The organism is Mesorhizobium sp. LHD-90, assembly GCF_030929505.1.
In the GTDB taxonomy this organism is placed as follows: Bacteria; Pseudomonadota; Alphaproteobacteria; order Rhizobiales; family Rhizobiaceae; genus Kumtagia.
In genome coordinates this window covers 28,936-47,207 of record NZ_JAVFVV010000010.1, presented here as the reverse complement: position 1 = coordinate 47,207, position 18,272 = coordinate 28,936, and the positions used below count along the sequence as shown (strand labels likewise).

At 65.5% G+C, this 18,272-nt stretch carries 19 protein-coding genes; 12 read left to right on the top strand and 7 right to left on the bottom strand.

The genetic code is table 11. The annotated features are described in order from the left end of the window. Nucleotides 1-37 precede the first annotated feature (37 nt). The 6 genes from RB623_RS15470 (at nucleotide 38) to RB623_RS15445 (ending at nucleotide 7,323) form a co-directional block, all read left to right on the top strand. Nucleotides 38-1,294, top strand: a complete 1,257-nt coding sequence (locus RB623_RS15470) for a sugar ABC transporter substrate-binding protein (protein WP_308057770.1) — start codon at nucleotides 38-40, stop codon at nucleotides 1,292-1,294. A gap of 94 nt (nucleotides 1,295-1,388) precedes the next feature. Beyond that, the gene (locus RB623_RS15465; protein WP_308057769.1) at nucleotides 1,389-2,264 is read left to right on the top strand and encodes a sugar ABC transporter permease; all 876 of its coding nucleotides are present in this window, start codon (nucleotides 1,389-1,391) and stop codon (nucleotides 2,262-2,264) included. Next, nucleotides 2,261-3,187 (top strand): carbohydrate ABC transporter permease, encoded by a 927-nt coding sequence (locus RB623_RS15460; RefSeq protein WP_308057768.1) that lies wholly within the window; start codon nucleotides 2,261-2,263, stop codon nucleotides 3,185-3,187. Before RB623_RS15465 ends, RB623_RS15460 begins: the two co-directional genes overlap by 4 nt. 10 nt (nucleotides 3,188-3,197) lie before the next feature. Continuing rightward, nucleotides 3,198-4,283, top strand: a complete 1,086-nt coding sequence (locus RB623_RS15455; RefSeq protein ID WP_308057767.1) for a LacI family DNA-binding transcriptional regulator — start codon at nucleotides 3,198-3,200, stop codon at nucleotides 4,281-4,283. After that, entirely contained in the window at nucleotides 4,280-6,184 is a 1,905-nt protein-coding gene (locus RB623_RS15450) for a beta-L-arabinofuranosidase domain-containing protein (protein WP_308057766.1), read from the top strand. The genes RB623_RS15455 and RB623_RS15450 overlap by 4 nt, the downstream gene beginning before the upstream one ends. A 41-nt stretch (nucleotides 6,185-6,225) precedes the next feature. Continuing rightward, nucleotides 6,226-7,323, top strand: coding sequence for an ABC transporter ATP-binding protein (locus RB623_RS15445; RefSeq protein ID WP_308057765.1), 1,098 nt, complete (start codon nucleotides 6,226-6,228; stop codon nucleotides 7,321-7,323). 178 nt (nucleotides 7,324-7,501) lie between these two features. On the opposite strand, the gene RB623_RS15440 is transcribed toward RB623_RS15445, so the two are convergent. The 3 genes from RB623_RS15440 to RB623_RS15430 form a co-directional block, all read right to left on the bottom strand. Then, complete coding sequence (locus RB623_RS15440; protein WP_308057764.1) at nucleotides 7,502-8,053, bottom strand: fasciclin domain-containing protein; 552 nt, start codon at nucleotides 8,051-8,053, stop codon at nucleotides 7,502-7,504. A gap of 237 nt (nucleotides 8,054-8,290) precedes the next feature. Further along, nucleotides 8,291-9,010 (bottom strand): anti-sigma factor domain-containing protein, encoded by a 720-nt coding sequence (locus tag RB623_RS15435; protein WP_308057763.1) that lies wholly within the window; start codon nucleotides 9,008-9,010, stop codon nucleotides 8,291-8,293. Continuing rightward, the gene (locus RB623_RS15430; RefSeq protein WP_374121686.1) at nucleotides 9,007-9,600 is read right to left on the bottom strand and encodes a sigma-70 family RNA polymerase sigma factor; all 594 of its coding nucleotides are present in this window, start codon (nucleotides 9,598-9,600) and stop codon (nucleotides 9,007-9,009) included. Before RB623_RS15430 ends, RB623_RS15435 begins: the two co-directional genes overlap by 4 nt. Before the next feature lie 243 nt (nucleotides 9,601-9,843). Here RB623_RS15430 and RB623_RS15425 point away from each other — a divergent pair, with 243 nt between their 5' ends. The 6 genes from RB623_RS15425 to rpe all read left to right on the top strand — a co-directional run bounded on the left by RB623_RS15425 (nucleotide 9,844) and on the right by rpe (nucleotide 14,361). Further along, entirely contained in the window at nucleotides 9,844-10,275 is a 432-nt protein-coding gene (locus tag RB623_RS15425) for a DUF1772 domain-containing protein (protein WP_374121685.1), read from the top strand. 222 nt (nucleotides 10,276-10,497) lie between these two features. Further along, nucleotides 10,498-11,388, top strand: coding sequence for an acetylglutamate kinase (gene argB / locus RB623_RS15420; protein ID WP_308057762.1), 891 nt, complete (start codon nucleotides 10,498-10,500; stop codon nucleotides 11,386-11,388). 1 nt (nucleotide 11,389) lies between these two features. Beyond that, the gene (locus tag RB623_RS15415; protein ID WP_308057761.1) at nucleotides 11,390-11,650 is read left to right on the top strand and encodes a DUF4160 domain-containing protein; all 261 of its coding nucleotides are present in this window, start codon (nucleotides 11,390-11,392) and stop codon (nucleotides 11,648-11,650) included. Next, a complete protein-coding gene (locus RB623_RS15410) occupies nucleotides 11,616-11,888 on the top strand; it encodes a DUF2442 domain-containing protein (RefSeq protein ID WP_308057760.1) in 273 nt (90 codons plus the stop codon). The genes RB623_RS15415 and RB623_RS15410 overlap by 35 nt, the downstream gene beginning before the upstream one ends. A 201-nt stretch (nucleotides 11,889-12,089) precedes the next feature. Continuing rightward, a complete protein-coding gene (locus RB623_RS15405) occupies nucleotides 12,090-13,601 on the top strand; it encodes an aldehyde dehydrogenase family protein (protein ID WP_308057759.1) in 1,512 nt (503 codons plus the stop codon). A gap of 88 nt (nucleotides 13,602-13,689) precedes the next feature. Next, entirely contained in the window at nucleotides 13,690-14,361 is a 672-nt protein-coding gene (gene rpe / locus RB623_RS15400) for a ribulose-phosphate 3-epimerase (protein ID WP_308057758.1), read from the top strand. 28 nt (nucleotides 14,362-14,389) lie between these two features. Here the strand turns inward: rpe and nagA are convergent, their stop codons facing one another. The 4 genes from nagA to RB623_RS15380 are packed head-to-tail and all read right to left on the bottom strand — an operon-like array spanning nucleotide 14,390 to nucleotide 18,228. Beyond that, complete coding sequence (gene nagA, locus RB623_RS15395) at nucleotides 14,390-15,550, bottom strand: N-acetylglucosamine-6-phosphate deacetylase (protein ID WP_308057980.1); 1,161 nt, start codon at nucleotides 15,548-15,550, stop codon at nucleotides 14,390-14,392. After that, nucleotides 15,547-16,575: an SIS domain-containing protein gene (locus RB623_RS15390; RefSeq protein WP_308057757.1), complete on the bottom strand. Its 1,029-nt coding sequence runs from the start codon at nucleotides 16,573-16,575 to the stop codon at nucleotides 15,547-15,549. The genes nagA and RB623_RS15390 overlap by 4 nt, the downstream gene beginning before the upstream one ends. Continuing rightward, on the bottom strand, nucleotides 16,572-17,354 hold the full coding sequence (locus RB623_RS15385) for a GntR family transcriptional regulator (protein ID WP_308057756.1): 783 nt from the start codon (nucleotides 17,352-17,354) through the stop codon (nucleotides 16,572-16,574). Before RB623_RS15385 ends, RB623_RS15390 begins: the two co-directional genes overlap by 4 nt. Then, nucleotides 17,347-18,228, bottom strand: coding sequence for an N-acetylglucosamine kinase (locus tag RB623_RS15380; RefSeq protein ID WP_308057755.1), 882 nt, complete (start codon nucleotides 18,226-18,228; stop codon nucleotides 17,347-17,349). Before RB623_RS15380 ends, RB623_RS15385 begins: the two co-directional genes overlap by 8 nt. Between the last annotated feature and the right edge of the window lie 44 nt (nucleotides 18,229-18,272).

Here is an 18,272-nt window from a genome sequence, read left to right as displayed (position 1 = left end):
GGCCTAAGCAAGAAAAATTGGCAACAGGGAGGAACCTATGCGTTTGCCAAGGTTGAAAAGATCGCTCGTCGCGCTGGCAGCGCTGGTTGCCGCGGGCGTGGTTCCGGCAATGGCCGAGGACCTGCAGATGTGGGAGCGCAGCGGCGGCAACGCCGGCATGGTCGACGCTCTCGTTGCGGCGTGGAACGAGAAGAATCCCGACCGCAAGATCAATCTCACCTACATCCCGCATACCGAGATGGTGCCGAAGATCGCCCAGGCGATCGCCAGCGGCGAGGTGCCCGACCTGATGGGCATGGACCTGATCTACGGCCCGCAGTTCGAGGCGGCGGGGCAACTCGTCGACATCACCGACAAGGTCAAGGACTGGCCGGAACTGAAGACCGCCGTCCAGGGCCACATGGCGGTGTCCACCTATGAGGGCAAGCTCTACGGCGTACCGCTCTATGCCGACGTGTCGGCGCTGTTCTACAACAAGGACCTGTTCCGCAAGGCAGGGCTCGACCCCGAGAAGCCGCCGACCAACCTGGCGGAAATCCGCGAATATGCCGACAAGATCACTGCGCTCGGCGGCGACGTGAAGGGCTATTTCCTGGCCGGCTCCTGCGCCGGCTGCAACATCTTCACCGTCGCCCCGCTGATGTGGGCCGCCGGCGCCACCGTCGAGCCGGAGGCCGCCAATGGCGAGCCGCTCAACGGCGACGGCATCAAGGAAGTGCTGCAATGGGCCCGCGACATGGTCAAGGCTGGCAATGTGCATGAGGACGCGCGCGCCGAGACCGGCGAGACGTTCCACCTGCGCTTCGGCTCCGGCAAGATCGGCATGATGGGCACCGGCAACTTCAACATCACGTTGGCCAAGGAACAGAACCCGGAGATGGATTTCGGTATCGCGCTGCTGCCGGGGCTGAAGACCGGTGAGGTCTCCTCCTTCGCCGGCGGCGACATTGTCACCATCCCGATGGGTTCGAAGCGGGTCGACGACGCGGTCGACTTCATGAAGTTCCTGCTGTCGGACGAGACCCAGGTCGAGGTCTACGCCAAGATGCTGAACATGACGACGCGCGGCGACATGACCGAGAACAAATATTTCGCGGCCGAGCCGAAGGTGCAGCAGGTGGCCAAGGCGATCGCCGTGGCGGAGACTCCCTACACGCTGAAATTCTTCGAGCTGATCAACTCGCCGCAGGGTCCGTGGCTGCAGATGCTGCAGCGCGCCTACTACGAGGGCACCGACCTCGACACGATCATCTCGGAGGCCAAAGCACAGATGAAGTCGATCGCGGCGGAATGAGCGTTCTCCCTTGGGCCGCGGCGTGGAGCTCCTCCGCGGCCGCTTTTTCCAAGGCAAGCCCGGTTCGGCGCATGGGTCAGGAAGTCGACTGAAGATGCATTCCACAAGCGGCAGATATGTCGGGCTGCTCTATCTCGCGCCGGCCCTCGCCTTCGTCTCGGCGTTCACCGTCTACCCGTTCCTCCAGATGATCTGGATGTCGCTGCACAACTGGTCGCTGATCTCCGCCAAGAAATACATCGGTCTCGGCAATTTCGTGAAGGCGTGGAACGACCCGCAGTTCTGGACCTCGCTGGGCTTCACCTTCAGATACACGCTCTACATCACCCCCATCCTGATGATCCTCGGCTTCCTGATCGCCTTGCTGACGGCCACCAATACGCCGCTCAGAAAGTTCACGCGCGGCGTGGTGTTCGCGCCGGTGGTCATCGGCCTCGGCGCCTCCAGCCTGCTCTGGTACTGGCTGTTCAGCTACGATTTCGGGTTGATCAACCGGTCGCTGATCGACCTCGGCATCGTGTCGAAACCGGTGCTGTGGTTCGGCGCGGACGCCGACGTGTCGCTGTGGGCGGTCATCGCCTCGATCGTCTGGAAGGTGGTCGGCTTCGGCACGATCCTGTTCGTCGCTGCGATCCAGGCCATCCCCGGCGAGATCAACGAGGCCACCATGGTCGACGGCGCCAGCTACTGGCAGCGGGTACGGCGCATCACCCTGCCGCTGACGGCGAAGACCATCCTGCTGGTCACGCTGGTCAGCGCCATCGGCTCGCTGCTCGCCTTCGACCAGTTCTACATCATGACCGCCGGCCAGCCGCACAACCAGACCACCACCGCCGTGCTCCTCATCTATCTCAATTCCTTCCCGTACCTGAAGCTCGGCTACGGCTCGGCGCTGTCGCTGATCCTGGCCGCGATCATCCTGACCTGCACGATTTTCCAGATCGTGCTGACACGCAGGAGCCACGGATGAGCGCGGAACGGGAGATGCGCATGAGCACCGGCTATTTCGCAAGTGCCCGGGCAATGGAAGGCGACAGGCGCGGGTTTGTCGAACGGCTGCTTGACGGCCGCGCGAAATATCTGGTCGGGGCAGCCTGCATCGCACTCTGCACGGTCATGCTGCTGCCGCTCCTCGCTTCGGTGCTGGCATCGCTAAAGTCGACGGCCGAGGCCGCCGCCGTGCCGCCGACCTATTTTCCGCACGGGCTCAGCCTCGACAGCTACCACAGGCTGTGGAACTTCCAGGCCGGCCTGCTCACCTATCTCGGCAACAGCGCGGGCGCCGCACTCCTGACCATCCTGTTCTGCCTGGGATTGACGATCCCGGCCGGCTACGCTCTGGGGCGCTTTCCCGTGCCGGGCAAGGAATTTTTCTTCCTCGTCCTGCTGCTCGGGCTGATCATCCCCTACCAGGCACTGCTGACGCCGCTGTTCTTCCTGTTCGTGCAGCTCAAGCTCCACAATTCGCTGGTCGGCCTGGCGATCGTGCACACGGCGATCCAGTTGCCGTTCAGTATCTACATCATGCGCAACGCCTTCGAAGCGGTTCCACGCGAGCTGGAAGAGGCCGCCGTGATCGACGGCTGCAATAGCTGGCAGGTGCTGGTGCGCGTGTTCCTGCCGGCAATCGTGCCGGCGATCATCACCGTCTCGCTGTTCGCCTTCATCACCTCGTGGAACGAGTTCCTCGCCGCGCTGGTGATCATGAACAAGGACACGTCCTTCACGCTGCCGCTGATCCTTGCCGCTGCGCGCCAGCAGACCAGCATCGGCGGCACCGATTGGGGCATGCTGCAGGCGGGCATCACCATCTCGGTCATCCCCTGCATCGCCTTCTACCTACTGCTGCAGAAATACTACGTCGCCGGCTTCCTCAACGGCGCCGTCAAATAGGGCCGAACGGATGGACAAAACCTTTCCGCCAGCCGCCCCGCCCGAGGAATCCAGGACACCCGTTCGTGCCGCGCCGACGATCCGCGACGTCGCCCGTATCGCCGAAGTCTCGATCGGCACCGCCTCCAAGGCGCTGAACGCCGGCGGCCGCCTCAGCCAGGAGACACGCGACAAGGTGCTGCGCGTCGCCGGCGAGATCGGATACCGGCCGAACGATCTCGCCCAGAGCCTGCACCGCGCTAAGTCGCGCACCATCGGCATCATCTCCAACGACAGCTTCGGGCGCTTCACCTTTCCGATCGTCGAGGCGTTGGAGGAGCGGCTGGCCGACGAGAAGATCGCGGTCTTCATGTGCAACGCCACCGACGATCCGGCGCGCGAGCGTCAGCATGTCGACCAGCTCCTCGGCAAACGTGTCGACGGCCTCGTTGTGACGGCGCGGCGCGCCGACAAACGGCCGCCGATCGGCCCCTTCGCCCACGGCCTGCCGACCGTCTACGTCTTCAGCCAGGCCGACGATCCGGACGCACTGTCGCTGCTACCGGACGACGAGGGCGGCGCGGTGCTGGCGATCGAGCATCTGGCAAAGCTCGGACGCAAGCGCATCGCGCACATCACCGGTCCCGAGCACTTTGAAGCCGTAAGACTGCGCAAGGCCGGCTACTTCTCCGCGCTGTCGGCGGCCGGGCTTGCCGTCATCGACGGGTTCTATCTCTCCGGCGTCTGGTCGGAAGCCTGGGGCCGCGATGCCGTCGCGCGCCTGTTGACCGGGCAAGGGCCGAAACCCGACGCCCTGTTCTGCGGCAACGACCAGATCGCGCGCGGGGCGGCCGACGCCTTGCGCGAAAGCGGGATCGAGGTGCCGTCGGAGGTGGCCATTGTCGGCTTCGACAATTGGGACGTCATGACGCTTGCCGCCCGGCCGCCGCTCACCAGCATCGACATGAACCTGAAGGCGCTGGGACGCGAGGCGGGAGAACGCCTGATCGACATGATTTCCGGAAAACGGGCGGGCGGCGTCCAGCGCCGTCCCTGCTCGCTGGTCGTGCGGGAATCGTCCGAGGGCGAAGCGGGAACGCAAAGGGAATTGGAATGAGCAAATTCGCGCCGGTGCGCTTCGTCGACGTTCATCTGGAAGGCCAATTCTGGCGCGAGCGCCTGGATACGGTGCTGGCGCGCACCATTCCCAGCCAGCACGTCCAGCTCGGACGACACGGCATACTGGAATCGCTGACGCTGCCCAACCCGCCGCCGCCGCTGCGCTTTCCACGCAACGATCATGACTTCACGGTCCAGGTGTTCTGGGATTCCGACGTCGGTAAATGGATCGAGGCCGCGTCCTACGCGCTCTCGCACCGGCGCGACGCCGACATCGAGGCCAAGATCGAGAAGATCGTCGACGATCTCGAAAAGGCCCAGGCGCCGGACGGCTACCTCAACTGCTGGTATTTGCAGCGCGAGCCCGAAAACCGCTGGACCAACATGCGGGACAACCACGAGCTCTACAATCTCGGCCACCTGATCGAGGGCGGCATCGCCTATTTCCTGGCGACCGAACGGCGCCGCCTGCTCGACATCCTCGAACGCTATGTCGAGCACGTGCGCGCGACGTTCGGGCCCAATGCCGGCCAGAAGCGCGGCTATTGCGGCCATCAGGAGATCGAACTGGCGCTGATCCGCCTCTACCATCTCACCGGTGAGCGCAAGCATCTCGATCTTGCAGCGTATTTCATCGACGAGCGCGGGCGGCAGCCGCATTATTTCGACCAGGAGGCCGCTGCGCGCGGCGACGATCCGAGGGATTTCTGGGCGAAGAGCTATGAATACAACCAGTCGCATCGCCCGGTGCGCGAGCAGGACAAGGTGGTCGGCCACGCGGTCAGGGCCATGTACATGTATTCGGCGATGGCAGACCTTGCCGCCGAATTGCACGACGACAGCCTGAAGCGCGCCTGCGAGGTGCTGTGGGCCGACGTCATGAGTTCCAAGATCTACATCACCTCCGGTCTCGGCCCGGCCGCCGCCAACGAGGGTTTCACGGAAGACTACGACCTGCCCAACGACACCGCCTATGCCGAGACTTGCGCCTCTGTCGCGCTGATCTTCTGGGCGCAGCGCATGCTGCATCTCGACCTCGACGGCAAATACGCCGACGTGCTGGAGCAGGCGCTGTTCAACAATGCGCTTGGCGGCCTGTCGCGTGACGGCGAGCATTATTTCTACTCCAACCCGCTCGACAGCGACGGACGCCACAGCCGCTGGGCCTGGCATACCTGCCCGTGCTGCACGATGAATGCGTCGCGCCTTGTCGCCTCGGTCGGCGGCTATTTCGTCTCCCACAGCGACGAGGCGATCGCCTTCCACCTCTATGGCGGCATCTCGACCGAGGTGGCGCTCAAATCCGGCAAGGTCGGCCTACGCGAGGTCAGTTCCTATCCCTGGTCGGGCGATATCCGCATCGAAGTCTCGCCGGAAAGCCCGGCGGAATTCGCGCTTAAACTGCGCATTCCCGGCTGGGCGCACGGCGCCAAGGCGTCGGTCAACGGCGAGCCGGTCGCGACCGAGCTTTCGACCGTCAAGGGTTATCTCACTGTCCTGCGCCGCTGGCAGGCGGGCGACGTCGTCGATCTTCATCTGCCGATGCCGGCCGAACGCATCTACGCCCATCCGTCCGTGCGCATGGATATCGGGCGCGTGGCGCTGAAGCGCGGACCGCTGGTCTATTGCGTCGAGGAGACCGACAATCCCGGCGGGCCGGTGCAGCGCCTGCGATTGCCGCGGCAGTCCCATGTCGAGGTCCGGCAGCGCGGCGACCTCTTCGACGGCGTCGTCATGCTTGCGGCCGAGGCGACCCGGCTGCAGGACGATGGCTGGGGTGATAGGCTCTACCGGACCGAACCGCCTGCGGAGGACCCGGTCAAGCTTGCAGCCCTGCCCTATTATCTCTGGAACAACCGGGAAAAGGGCTCGATGACGGTCTGGCTGGTCGAGAAATGAACATTCAGCCGCAGATGGCCCGGCACGGGCGGGAGCGCGACGTGCACCACGTTGAAATGCGCGGCGTTAACAAGCGCTTCGGCGAATTCACCGCCATCCACGATCTCGATCTTTCCGTCGGCAAGGGAGAGTTCTGCGCCCTGCTCGGTCCGTCCGGCTGCGGCAAGTCGACGATCCTGCGCATGATCGCCGGGCTGGAGGCCGTCAATTCCGGCTCGGTCTTCATCAGCGGCGTCAACGTCACCAGAATGCATCCGGCCAAACGCCATATCGCCATGGTGTTCCAGTCCTATGCACTCTACCCCCATCTGACCGTGCGCCAGAACATCGCTTTTTCCCTCTCGGTTGCCGGCGCTTCGCGCGAGGTGCAGGCCAAACGCGCCGACGAGATCGCCGGCCTGCTTCAGCTCGGCCACCTGATGGATCGCAAACCCGCGCAGCTCTCCGGCGGACAGCGCCAGCGCGTCGCCATCGGCCGGGCCCTGGTGCGCGAGCCGGAAGTTTTCCTGTTCGACGAGCCGCTTTCCAACCTCGACGCCATGCTCCGCGTGCAGATGCGCATCGAACTGGCGAAGCTGCACAAGACGCTCGGCGCCACCATGATCTACGTCACCCACGACCAGGTCGAGGCGATGACGCTTGCCGACCGCATCGTCGTACTCGACCGCGGCGTGGTCGCGCAGGTCGGCGCTCCGCTGGAGCTCTATGCAAAACCGGCCAACAAGTTCGTGGCGTCCTTCATCGGCGCGCCGACCATGAATTTCCTCGCGATAACGCCGACAGCTTACGCTGGACGCGCCGTCACGCTTGCCTTCGACAGCGCCAGTGCTTCGGCCTCGCCGGGTTTGACGGTGCAGGCCCGCAACGTACCGGACGCCTCGTCGCCGCCCACGGAAATCGGCATCCGCCCGGAGCACATCGCCATCACCAACCCCTCGGACCGCCGCGCGCAGATTTCCGGCACGGTGCAGTTGGTGGAACGGCTGGGCAATCTGACGATCGTCTACCTGTCGACGGCGGCCGGGCAGATCGTCGCGGAAGGCAGCGGTGAACTTGACGTCAAGGTCGATGAAAATGTCGGTCTCGTCATCGACACGGCCCGCACCCATCTGTTCGGCACAGACGGCGCCGCGCTGTAATCCGGGTTTTTTGAGCAAAGCTCCGGTTAACGGCCAAGCGCCAAACCACAAACGCCCCGCAGGTCAGCCTGCGGAGCGTTCGAGAGACGCGCGGCGTGAAAAGCCGGAAACGGCCCGCGCGCTCGGCGGCCTGAGCCGGCCCGGCTTCCGGCCCTGCCCCGGGGCCGGAAAGCGCATGTCACATCTTCGGCAGCAGCACGGCGTCTATGACGTGGATGACGCCGTTCGACTGCTCGACATTGGCGATCGTGACGTTGGCGACGTTGCCGTTCTCGTCCTCGATGGTGATCTTGTCGCCCTGGTACTTGGCGGTCCAGGTGCAGCCGCCGACGGTCTTCACCGGATGCGCGCCCTTGTCGTCGTCGACCATCTTCATGATGTCGGCCGACAGCGCCTTGGCGGCGACCACGTGGCAGGTCAGGATCTTGGTCAGCTTGTCCTTGTTCTCGGGCTTGAGCAGCGTCTCGACCGTGCCGGCCGGCAGCGCGGCGAAGGCCTCGTTGGTGGGGGCGAGCACGGTGAACGGCCCGGCGCCCTGCAAGGTCTCGACCAGGCCCGCGGCCTTGACGGCGGCCACCAGCGTGGTGTGGTCCTTGGAGTTGACGGCGTTCTCGACGATGTTCTTGTCGGCATACATCGGCGCGCCGCCGACCATCGGGTTGCCGGCATAGGCGAGGGAGGCGGCCGACAGAGCGAGGGCGCCGGCGACGAGAGCAGTGAACTTGCGCATTTGAGGGTTCTCCTTGGGTGTTTCCCGTTGTCGGGAGGCATTGGGAGACACGCGGTCGGTTGCGCATAAGTTTCAGATTTTTTTGACTTTTTTGCCGCGACCAGGGGCGCATGAGAAACAGTTACGAGGCGCCGTGGCGCGAAGTTTCACCGCCGTCAAATTAGACGCCGATCGGATACGGGCCGGATGAATATCGGGGCTGATGTTTTGACCGGCAGGGCGGAGTTCAGCCGGCAGCTACAGCCGGAACAGATCGCCCACGGACACGACCGGCCCTGTCGGCTGGCCGGTGGGCGAACCGCCTGCCGGCTCCAGGCTGATGGCGAGCTTGACGCCGGCGGTCAGCTTGCCCGCGAAGGCGGGATCGACGGGAAGACGGACCGCCTGGCCGGAAGGAATGACCCCCATCGAGACGGGTATGTTGCCGCCCTCGATCGTCCACAACTGAAAATCCTTGCCCGCCGCCCTTTCGCCCGAAACGTGGCTGAGGCTGACCTCGCCGGCCGACGGATCGTAGACGGCGAGATAGCGCACGTCGCTGCCGTCGGCGACGAGCGAGGCGACCAGTTGGCCCCGCGGCTCTCCGACCGGCGCCCCCATATAGGGGATCGCCACCGCAAGCAGCAGCGCGGCGACCGCGGCCGCGGCAAGGCCGCGCCAGAATGTCAGGCTCGACCAGAAACTGGAAGGCCTTGCCGCCGCGGCCGGCTGCTGCGAGAACAGCCGCCGGTCGATCGCCGCCTTGACCGAGGCGGGCGGCTCGACCGGCGCATAGGCCGAAGCCATCGGCGCGAAATGACCTTCCCATCGCTCGACCGCATGCAAAAAATCCGGCTCGGCCCCGATGCGGCGCGCAGCGGCCGCGCGCTCCTCCACCGGCAAGACGCCAAGGACGAATTCGGCGGCGACCAGATCGTCGCCGCCTTCGTCGGGCCTATGGTCGTCGGCGATGCTCATCGCTCAAGACATTCCCGCAGTTTCAGCAGGCTGCGGCGCAGCCAGGTCCGCATCGTGTTCAGCGGCACGCGGTAGCGCTCCGCCAGTTCGGCATAGCTCTCGCCGCGCAGATAGGCGCCGCGCACAGCCTCCGCCCGGTCCTTTTCCAACTCGTCAAGGCAAAGATGGATTCGCTGTGTCTCGCCGCCCGCCGCGACCGCCGCTTCGGGATCCGGCGCGGGATCGGCAATATCGAGCGCCTCGTCGATGTCGACAGTGGCCCGCCGGCGCTGGCGGACGCGGTCGATCGCGTGGTTGCGCGCCACCGCCACCAGCCATGAGATCGGACTCAAGTCGGACACGGCGAAACGATCCGCTTTCATCCAGATCTTCACGAACACTTCCTGTAGAGCCTCCTCGGCCTCGGCGCGGTCGTTCAAGACACGCAGGCAGACGCCGAAAAGTTTCGCACTGGTATGCCGGTAGAGCAGGTCGAAGGCCGCGCGGTCCTTCATCGAAGTGCGCACGATCAGCTTGACGATATCCTGCGGGCCAGCCGACCCTGCCGGGGTCTGGCTGCCGGTGGCAAAGGCTGACGTCCTAGGTTCCATCCCTGGGGAAGACTACCACGAATCGGAGCGGCCTTCAGCACGAACCCGCGAGCGGGCTATGCAAGGCCACCTGTTGTTTCTTACGATACGCTGCAGCCACTCCGCCGGATTGGCCATTTCTCCGGAAAATTCAGTCCCGGATCGAAAAAGGGCCTCGCAACCGCGATTTTCGAGAACCCGTCCTTGCCCGGCAACGTCAGGCAAACCATCTCTACCGAGATCTCCAGACGTGGGGACATCGTCATGATCGCCGGCCAGCTCGCCCTCATCATCGCCGCCGTGTTTTTCGGCGCCGCAATCTATATCAACGCCGCCGAGCATCCGGCCCGGCTCGAGCTCGACGACCGGTCGGTGCTTACGCAATGGAAGCCTGCCTACAAGCGTGGATTTGCCATGCAGGCGTCACTGGCGATCGCCGGCTTCCTGCTCGGCCTTCTCGCCTGGTGGCAGACCGGCTTGTGGCTGTGGCTGGCCGGCGCAATCGTGCTCGTCGCCAACTGGCCTTATACGATGATCGGCATCATGCCGACCAACAGCCGGCTGATGGCGACGGACCTCGACAGAGCCGGGCCGGAGAGCCGCGCGCTGCTGCAGAAATGGGCGAGGCTGCATGCAGTGCGCACCGCGCTGGGCTTCCTCGCCACCGTCATCTTCCTGACAGCATCGCTCCGCTAAGCGGGTTGGGGCGGCTTCGCCGAGGGACGGCCCGGCCGATGCAATTCGATTGTCTTCCCGTCGGGCGGGGCGCGACTGTCTGCGCCGTCCCTCACCTGCTTGGAAGCCGGAAATCGGCATGATGTCGAAACGGTGGCGCAGACTGCTCTCGGCATTTGCCCGTCCCCGGCTTTCCCGCTAAGACGCCGGCCGAGCAAACGCTTCTCAGGACACGCCAAAACCATGGACATCGCCGAATCCGCCGCCGCCCAGGCCGCCCTGCTGTCGAGCGCCCTGCCCTACATGCAGCGCTACGAGAACAAGACCGTGGTGGTGAAATATGGCGGCCACGCGATGGGCAACGCGGCGCTCGGCCAGGCTTTCGCCCGCGACATCGCGCTCCTGAAACAGTCCGGCGTCAACCCGATCGTCGTGCATGGCGGCGGCCCGCAGATCGGCGCGATGCTCTCCAAGATGGGCATCGAATCGAAATTCGAGGGCGGCCTGCGCGTCACCGACCAGAAGACGGTCGAGATCGTCGAGATGGTGCTGGCCGGCTCGATCAACAAGGAGATCGTCGCGCTGATCAATGCCGAGGGCGAATGGGCGATCGGCCTGTGCGGCAAGGACGGGAACATGGTGTTCGCCGAGAAGGCCCACAAGACCATCAAGGACCCGGACTCCAACATCGAGCGCGTGCTCGATCTCGGCTTCGTCGGCGAACCGGTCGAGGTCGACCGCACCCTGCTCGACCTCTTGGCGCGCTCCGAGATGATCCCGGTCATCGCGCCGGTGGCGCCCGGCCGCGACGGCCATACCTACAACATCAACGCCGACACCTTCGCAGGCGCCATCGCCGGCGCGCTGGAGGCCAAACGCCTGCTGTTCCTGACCGACGTTCCCGGCGTGCTCGACGGCGACAAGAAGTTGATCGACGAGCTCTCGGTAACCCAGGCCAAGGCGCTGATCGCGGACGGCACGATCTCCGGCGGCATGATCCCGAAGGTCGAGACCTGCATCGAAGCGATCGAGCGGGGCGTCGAGGGCGTCGTCATCCTCAACGGCAACACGCCGCATGCGGTGCTGCTGGAACTCTTCACCGAGCATGGTGCCGGCACGCTGATCGTGCCGTGAGGTGAAGTCGAATGCCCGTCGTCTTTCGCCACAAGGGCTTTCGTTCCACTTCTTTTCCAACGAAGGCTATCCTCGGGAACCGGCACATGTGCATGTCACCGAGGACGGCATAGATGCCAAATTTTGGCTTTGGCCCGACGTCGTGGTAGCCTACAACGATGGCTTCAGCGCCAGGACGCTGCGCGAACTGACTGAGGTCATCACAAATCGACGCGCCGAGATTGCGAATGTCTGGAACGAATTCTTCGGTGAAGGCGACTAAGGTCTGGTTCGACGCCGACAGCCTTTGGCTCGATCTTTCGGATGGCCGTACCTTGAGTGTTCCGCTTGTGTGGTTTCCGCGTCTGTTGCGGGCCTCGCCGGATCAGCGGGAGCAATTCACCATCAGCACGCGCGGCCTGCATTGGGAAGAACTGGACGAAGATATCTCCGTCGAAGGGCTTCTGGCCGGTCGTGGCGATCAGACGCGTCCGAAGCCAAGGGCCACGGAGGCGGCCTGAGGCCAGCCCCGGCGATCTCCAGCCGACCGCCCTATGCAGCGGGTTGACGAGAACGGCCCGCTTGTAACGAATCCGGTGGAATCCTGACACCGTCTCGCGATATAGCCGCCACAATCCACGCGCGGCGGCGGACATGACGTCCGGCCTTCGCGGCCAGCGGCCGCCGTCACTTAAGAACAAGTCCCGGAAAGGAACTCATTCATGAACGTCAGGCAGGAAACGCAGGAGCTTCTCGGCCGCATGGGCGTGCCGGCCGGCCGTCTGTCGGGCGGCGACCTCGTCGTGCGCAGCCCGGTGACGGGCGAGAAGATCGCCGCGCTGAAGAGCATTTCGGCGGCCGATGCGGCAAACGCAATAGAGGCGGCGGACAAGGCCTTCCGCGTCTGGCGCAACGTGCCGGCGCCGAAGCGCGGCGAACTGGTGCGGCTGCTGGGCGAGGAACTACGCGCCCACAAGGCCGATCTCGGCCGGCTGGTCTCCATCGAGGTCGGCAAGATCCCGTCCGAGGGTCTCGGCGAAGTCCAGGAGATGATCGACATCTGCGACTTCGCAGTCGGCCTGTCGCGCCAACTCTACGGCCTCACCATCGCCACGGAGCGTCCCGGCCACCGCATGATGGAGACCTGGCATCCGCTCGGCGTCGTCGGCGTCATCTCGGCCTTCAACTTCCCGGTCGCCGTGTGGTCGTGGAACGCGGCGCTGGCGTTTGTCTGCGGCAATTCCGTCGTGTGGAAGCCTTCGGAAAAAACGCCGCTGACGGCGCTCGCCTGCGAAGCCATCTTTGCACGCGCCGTCGCCCGTTTTGGCGACGCGCCGGAGGGCCTGCTGAAGGTGCTGATCGGCGACCGCGCCGTCGGCGAGGTTCTGGTCGACCATCCCAAGGTGCCGCTGGTATCAGCGACCGGCTCCACCCGCATGGGCCGCGACGTCGGCCCACGCCTGGCCAAGCGCTTCGCCCGCGCCATCCTCGAACTCGGCGGCAACAATGCCGGCATCGTCTGCCCTTCGGCCGATCTCGACATGGCGCTGCGGGCCATCGCCTTCGGCGCCATGGGCACGGCCGGCCAGCGCTGCACGACGCTGCGCCGCCTGTTCGTGCATGAAAGCGTCTACGACCAGCTCGTGCCGCGCCTGCGCAAGGCTTATGAGAGCGTCTCGGTCGGCAGCCCGCTGGAGACATCGGCGCTGGTCGGACCGCTGATCGACAAGGCGGCTTACAGTGGCATGACCAGGGCGCTGGAGGCGGCGAAGGCCGAAGGCGGCAAGATCACCGGCGGCGCCCGGGTCGAGAATGGACACGCCGAGGCCTATTACGTCCGCCCGGCGCTGGTCGAGATGCCGAAGCAGGCCGGACCGGTGCTGGAAGAAACTTTTGCGCCGATCCTGTACGTGATGAAATATTCCGACTTCGACGCCGTGCTTGCCGACCACAACGCCGTCGGCGCCGGCCTGTCGTCGTCGATCTTCACCCGTGACCTTATGGAGTCGGAGCGCTTCCTGTCGGTCGAAGGTTCCGACTGCGGCATCGCCAACGTCAACATCGGCACGTCGGGCGCCGAGATCGGCGGCGCCTTCGGTGGCGAGAAGGAGACGGGCGGCGGCCGCGAGAGCGGCTCGGATGCCTGGAAGGCCTATATGCGCCGCGCCACCAACACGGTGAACTATTCGAAGGCACTGCCCTTGGCGCAGGGCGTGTCGTTCGACATCGACTGAGCGGAACAGCGGTTTCGACGACAGATCGGGAGGCGGCTTGCCTGCCTCTCGATGTCCACTGTCCCCCTCGCAAGACAAAGGACTGCCGATGAACAAGGTGATAATTGCACCCTCGATCCTTTCGGCCGATTTTTCCCGCCTCGGCGACGAGGTCGAGACGGTGGCGAGGGCCGGCGCCGACTGGGTGCATCTCGACGTGATGGACGGCCATTTCGTGCCCAACATCACCTTCGGGCCGCCCGTGGTGAAGGCGATCCGCAACCGCACCGACAAGGTGTTCGACTGCCATCTGATGATTTCGCCCGCCGATCCCTACATCGCCGCCTTCGCCGACGCCGGCGCCGATTTCATCACCGTGCATGCCGAGGCCGGCCCGCATCTCCACCGCTCGCTGCAGACGGTCAGGAATCTCGACAAGAAGGCGGGCGTGTCGCTCAATCCGGCGACGCCGGTGGCGGCGATCGAGAACGTGCTCGACCAGCTCGATTTGATCCTTGTCATGACCGTCAATCCGGGTTTCGGCGGGCAAGCGTTCATTCCGGAAATGCTGGACAAGATCGCAAAAGTGAAGGCGCTGGTGGGACGGCGGCCGATCCACATCGAGGTCGACGGCGGGATCGCGCCCGACACCGCGCCACTGGTGGCAAAAGCCGGCGCTGATGTGCTGGTCGCAGGCTCCGCTGTCTTCAAGGGAAATTCCGAGGCCGCCTACCGTGCCAACATCGAGGCCATCCGCAGCGCCGCTGACGGGGTGGCGTAACGCGTCTTTGCCCAACGGCCAGCGACGGCTACGCGCCGGCCGAAAAGACCTGTTCTCCGCCGATCCAGACGCGGCGGACATCGAGACCGTCCGAAAGCGCCACCATATCGGCGCGCGAGCCCGCAACCAGCCGTCCGTGCCGGGCAAGCCCCATTGCCTCGGCCGGATAGAGCGAGGCCATGCGCAGCGCCTCGCCGAGCTCCAGGCGGATTTGCCGGTGCATGAAGCGCACCGCCGAGATCATGTCGAGATCGGCGCCGGCGAGCGTGCCGTCGGCCAGTGTCAGGCGGCCGTTCTCGCGACGGACGGTGCGGCCGTTCAGCGTGAATGATTTCATGTCGGTGCCGATCGTCGCCATGGCGTCGGTCACGAGGAAAATTTTCGCCGGACCGGTCTTGGCCCGCATTGCTATGCCGATCGTCGCCGGGTCGACATGGATGCCGTCGGCGATCAGCCCGGCCCACAATCCGCCATTGTCGATGACCGCGCCGGCAAGTCCCGCCTCGCGGTTGCCGATCTGGCTCATGGCGTTGAACAGGTGCGTGGCCATCGTCGCGCCCGCCGCCGCACAGGCCGTGGCGACGGCATAGGTCGTGTCGGAATGGCCCAAGCTGACGACCACGCCAGCCTTGGACAATGCCGTCATCCGCTCCGGCGTCACCGATTCCGGCGCGACGGTGGTCAGCAGCGACGGCAGGCGATTCCGCGCTTCGATCAGGAACGCCTGGTCCGCATCCTCCATCGGCCGGATCAGTTTCGGATCATGTGCGCCTTTTCGAGCCAGCGACAGATGCGGCCCCTCCAGATGCAGGCCGGCAAAGCCGGGGACGTGCGCGCCCGCCGCCCCGACGCCGGACTCGACGGTGCGGGCGGTTATTTCCGGCGTGTCGGTGATCAGCGTCGGCAGCAGCGCGGTGGTGCCGAAGGGCGCATGCGCGGCGCATATCGTGCGGATCGTCTCGACGTCCTGCCGGTCGTTCAGCATCACGCCGCCGCCGCCATTGACCTGCAGGTCGACGAAGCCGGGGACAAGCATGCCATTCTGCTCGGTGACCGGCGTTCCGGCAGGAATGTCGCCGCGCGGCACGATCGCCTCGACGCCATCGCCGCGCACCAGCAGCGCGGCGTCGCGATGCCAGATCACGCTGTCGAAAATCCTCGGGGCCGCCAGTGCGAAAGATGACATCAGCGGGTTTCCGTCACCTTGCGCAGATTACGTGGCTCGTCCGGATTGAGGCCGCGATACCGCGCGAACGCCTCGACGAAAGCGTAGAAGGACACGATCAGCGGCAGCGGATCGGTCAGCGGATGGCCGGTCGCCACATGCGGCAGTTTTCGCGCCTGGCCGGTGCGCTGCGTCGTGGCGAAGACGGCGGCGCCCTTGGCTGCAAGCGCATCCGCCGTCTCGGCCACGGAGGCCTCCGAGGCGTCCCGCGCCGCCAATGCCAGCACCGGAAAGCCAGGCCCGACCAGCGCTAGCGGGCCGTGCATCACCTCCGCTGCGCTGTAGGCCTCGGCATGCATGCCGCAGGTCTCCTTGAATTTCAGCGCCGCTTCGCTGGCGATGGCATAGGAGGGCCCGCGTCCGAGGATGAACAGCGACTGCTCATCCTCCAGCGCCTCGGCGATCTCCATCCAGTCGCAGCCGACCGCCGCGCGCAACTGCTCCGGCAGATTGCTCAGCGCGGCCAGCAGCCCGACATCCTCGGTGCAATGCGCCATCAGAGCCAGGCCGGCCACCGCGGAATTCACAAAACTCTTGGTCGCCGCGACACTGCGCTCGAGCCCGGCAAGGATGTCGATCGGATAGTCGGCCGATCTGGCCAGCGGCGAATCCGGCGTGTTGGTCAGCGCCACCGTCAGCGCCCCGCCGGCCTTCGCCTGCTTCGACATGGCGACGATGTCCGGGCTTTTGCCGGATTGCGAGATCGATAGGCAGACCGTGCCGGCGAGCCGCAGTTTCGCGCCGTAGATCGAGGCGATGGACGGGCCGACCGAAGCGACCGGAATGCCGGCGGTCAGTTCGATAGCATATTTCAGGAATGACGCGGCGTGGTCGGAGGAACCGCGCGCCACGGTGATGACGAAATGCGGATTGCGCCGCCTGATGTCGGCGCCGGCGTCGGCCAAAATCTTGCCGCTGCCGTCGAGCAGCCGCGTCACCGCATCCGGTATCTCCTCAACCTCGCGGCGCATATGGGTCAGATCGGTCATGGGCCTACCCCATCTTCTGTGCCGCCGATCCTGAGTTCGGCGACAAAATCGTATGTATCGCCGCGATAGATCGAACGTGTGAACTCTACCACCTTGCCGGTCGCGAGGTAGGAGATCCGCTCGATGTGGAGCCCGGCGGCTCCCGTCGGCACATCGAGTAGTCGTGCGTCGACCGCACCCAGATTGGCCGCCGAGATGCGCTGCACGGCGCGCACCGGCCGGCTGCCGGTCTTTTCCAGCGCGGCATAGAGCGAAGAGCCAACCGTCATCGGGTCGGGCAGAACCGCCGCCGACAGCGAGGCACGCTCGATCGCCAGCGGCGTGCCGTCGGCGATGCGCAGCCGGCTGACGCGCGAAACCGATTCCTTCGACGACAGGCCCAGCACCATCATCTCGTCGGGCGAGGGCGCATAGATGCCCCGCTCCAGCCATTCGGAACGCAACGTCATGCCGCGCCGCGCCATGTCCTCGGTGAAGGAGGTGAGCAGCGACAGCGACTGCTCCACCCGCTCCACCGGCCGCGCCACGAAGGTGCCGGAGCCGTGCCGCTGCACCAGCAGCCCGCCCTTGACTAGATCCTGCACCGCCTTGCGCACCGTGACGCGCGAGATGCCGGCTCTTGCGGCGAGGTCGCGTTCGGAGGGCAGCGCGTCGCCCGGACGGATCACGCCTTCCTGCACGGCGTCCTCGATCGAGCGCTTGAGCTTCAAGTAGAGCGGCGCGCCGTTCTGGCCCGCCTCCCTGACCGCCCCCAGAATGCGCTCGGCGAGGTCAGCCATGCGACGCCCCGCTCGACGCGAACCGGCGGGCCGCCATCGACACCGCACCGCCGAGTGCATCCTGCAGGGGCTCGCGCAGCCGCACCCGATATTCCGCCGAAAGCCGCTTCGCATAAAGCGCCGCCAGCCCGCCCAGCAGACAGAGCGCCTCGCCCTCCCTGAGGTCGAGCACGCGAAGCGACGCCTCGACGTCAGCCACGGCGCGCTCCAATATGAACTGCGCCACCGCGTCGCCCTTTTCGGCATGCTCGAACACCATCGGCGCGAAGCCGCCGAAGTCGCCGGGTTTTGCATTGGTGGTGAACTCGACCACATCCTGCGGATTGTCGCGAAAGACGGCGAGCAGCGCCTTCGTCAGCGGCGAAGCCGGTCGGATGCCGTCATAAGCGAGCAGGGTCTGTTCCAGCAGGTCGCGGCCGATGCGCGCGCCACTGCCCTGGTCGCCAATGAGAAAACCCCAGCCGCCGACAGTGGTTACCACGCCGGCGCGGCGCAGCATATAGGCGGTGCCGGTGCCGAGGATGACGATGGCGCCGTTGTCGGGTCCGAGTGCCCCTTCCAGCGCGATCGCCGCGTCGCTCTCGACAATGCTGCGGCTGAAGGGCAGGATGGCTTCGAGTTGCTGGGTGTAGGTGCCGACATTGCTGCCGGCCAGCCCCAGCAGCGCCGGCGTTTTGACTATCAGGTCGGGGTCGAGGCCGGCTTCCGCAAAGGCCAGCCGGGCGGCCTCGACGATGCTGGCCCGGGCGCGCGTCAGATCGGTGCGGATGTTGGCCGCGCCGCTCTTTGCCCGACCCAGAATGCGCCCTTCGGCTGTCGCGACCGCCGCCCGGCAACTCGTGCCGCCGCCATCTATGCCCAATACCAGATTCACGCGGATGCTCCTCTGAGGCTATGATACCAATAAAATACCAATAT

Coding starts and splice junctions, on each gene's coding strand:
- RB623_RS15470 (WP_308057770.1), top strand. CDS start 38: ATGCGTTTGCCAAGGTTGAAAAGATCGCTCGTCGCGCTGGCAGCGCTG.
- RB623_RS15465 (WP_308057769.1), top strand. CDS start 1,389: ATGCATTCCACAAGCGGCAGATATGTCGGGCTGCTCTATCTCGCGCCG.
- RB623_RS15460 (WP_308057768.1), top strand. CDS start 2,261: ATGAGCGCGGAACGGGAGATGCGCATGAGCACCGGCTATTTCGCAAGT.
- RB623_RS15455 (WP_308057767.1), top strand. CDS start 3,198: ATGGACAAAACCTTTCCGCCAGCCGCCCCGCCCGAGGAATCCAGGACA.
- RB623_RS15450 (WP_308057766.1), top strand. CDS start 4,280: ATGAGCAAATTCGCGCCGGTGCGCTTCGTCGACGTTCATCTGGAAGGC.
- RB623_RS15440 (WP_308057764.1), bottom strand. CDS start 8,053: ATGCGCAAGTTCACTGCTCTCGTCGCCGGCGCCCTCGCTCTGTCGGCC.
- RB623_RS15435 (WP_308057763.1), bottom strand. CDS start 9,010: ATGAGCATCGCCGACGACCATAGGCCCGACGAAGGCGGCGACGATCTG.
- RB623_RS15430 (WP_374121686.1), bottom strand. CDS start 9,600: ATGGAACCTAGGACGTCAGCCTTTGCCACCGGCAGCCAGACCCCGGCA.
- RB623_RS15425 (WP_374121685.1), top strand. CDS start 9,844: ATGATCGCCGGCCAGCTCGCCCTCATCATCGCCGCCGTGTTTTTCGGC.
- argB (WP_308057762.1), top strand. CDS start 10,498: ATGGACATCGCCGAATCCGCCGCCGCCCAGGCCGCCCTGCTGTCGAGC.
- RB623_RS15410 (WP_308057760.1), top strand. CDS start 11,616: ATGTCTGGAACGAATTCTTCGGTGAAGGCGACTAAGGTCTGGTTCGAC.
- RB623_RS15405 (WP_308057759.1), top strand. CDS start 12,090: ATGAACGTCAGGCAGGAAACGCAGGAGCTTCTCGGCCGCATGGGCGTG.
- rpe (WP_308057758.1), top strand. CDS start 13,690: ATGAACAAGGTGATAATTGCACCCTCGATCCTTTCGGCCGATTTTTCC.
- RB623_RS15390 (WP_308057757.1), bottom strand. CDS start 16,575: ATGACCGATCTGACCCATATGCGCCGCGAGGTTGAGGAGATACCGGAT.
- RB623_RS15385 (WP_308057756.1), bottom strand. CDS start 17,354: ATGGCTGACCTCGCCGAGCGCATTCTGGGGGCGGTCAGGGAGGCGGGC.